1 pseudogene is annotated in these 1,332 nt (G+C 58.6%); it reads right to left on the reverse strand.

Features of this window, described 5'->3' with window-relative positions:
• Positions 1-1,300 (reverse strand): annotated as a pseudogene (locus DMX12_RS28785) (hypothetical protein); the annotation flags it as partial.
• Positions 1,301-1,332 lie beyond the last annotated feature (32 nt).

Below are 1,332 nucleotides of genomic sequence, written 5' to 3' on the forward strand. Positions count from 1 at the left end.
CGTAGTTCGACTCGCCCTGGTCCCAGCAGTAGGCCCAGCAGCTGAAGCTTTTGCCCGTGGCGTCCGCCAGGTTCTTGGTGTCCTGCACGTAGCGAACCATCTTGTTGTAGAAGGCATTCGGGTCGGAGGACGGCCCCAATTCCTCTACTGATCGTGCGCTGCGCCCAGGCGAGGTGCCCAGGAAGGACCAGTCGGTGGCGATCTCACCATCTGCGATTGCGCGCCGAACAACACCGTTGCACAGGCCAACCACCGGATCCTCTCCTTCAGTGCCCTCTGTTTTCGCGACCAGAGGAACGAACGAGCTGGGATTGTAGCCGCTATCGCCGTTCCTGATCTTGGTTCCGCTGGCGATCATGATGTTGCTATATGGCTGGGTGGTGCTGATGGCCGGAAGCGAGTTGATACCTCGGCTAAGAGACTGGCCATACCCGATGATGAGCATGATCTGGGTGCGCTGCTGGCGGTTCAACCTGGGAATGATCGGAGCACCAGGTGTCGCCCCGCCTGAGGCTGGCGCGCTGCCGTCGTAACGCGCGAGCAAGAAGCCGCTCTCGTCACTTATTTCGATGCCAGGGGTGTTGGTATTGCGCCAGGTAAGCCCGCCAAGGAATGAATCTGAGGTACCGATTCGGCCTGCTACGAACCCGTTCGGGTCGAGGAGCTCGAGAATTCCGTTACCCTGCATGACTCTCCCGTTTGCCATATCAAGGCCACCCTGCATGCGCAGAACCTGGTCCAGGGTCATCTCTCCGATAAGGAAGCCATTGGCGTCTTCAAACGAATGCGTGATCGCTGCCGCCTGGCCGGCTTTGAGATATGCAGCCAGGGCCTGGAAATCAGCCGTAGTCACAGGCTGCACGGCAAAGCGCACCCACTCGTTCGTTGTGTTATTCCATACGTACCAGCCGTTGAGGGCCCCGTTTGGATCGCCATCAACGATGCCCACGACGTTGTCACGGTTCTGCGGGTCAGAGAGCATCCCACCCTCACCCGCGTAGGTCGCGTATCGCTTGGTGTTGATGTCGGCGCCAAGTTCGGCTGCAGTCTGCTCCATCTCGGCGATAGCGGACTGCGCTGTCGAATTAACGGCTTCTTTGGCGGCAGCAACAGTGGGGTCGATTTGCAGCTTTGCGTTGATGACGAGATTGTGAAGGGCCTGGGGCGTCCATCTTGGCTGCCCGAATCGGTCGTAAACGATCTCCTCACTGTCGGTCATGTACCGATCGAAGATCGACGCGTTGTTGATCAGGTCACGTGGATCGCTCGAGCCCAGTGGGTTTGTGGGGTCAAAAGCCATATTTTCTCCTGGCACAAAAAAACCCGCACTGG

Origin of the sequence: Pseudomonas sp. MB-090624 (assembly GCF_003205245.1) — a bacterium.
Taxonomy (GTDB): Bacteria; Pseudomonadota; Gammaproteobacteria; order Pseudomonadales; family Pseudomonadaceae; genus Aquipseudomonas; species Aquipseudomonas juntendi.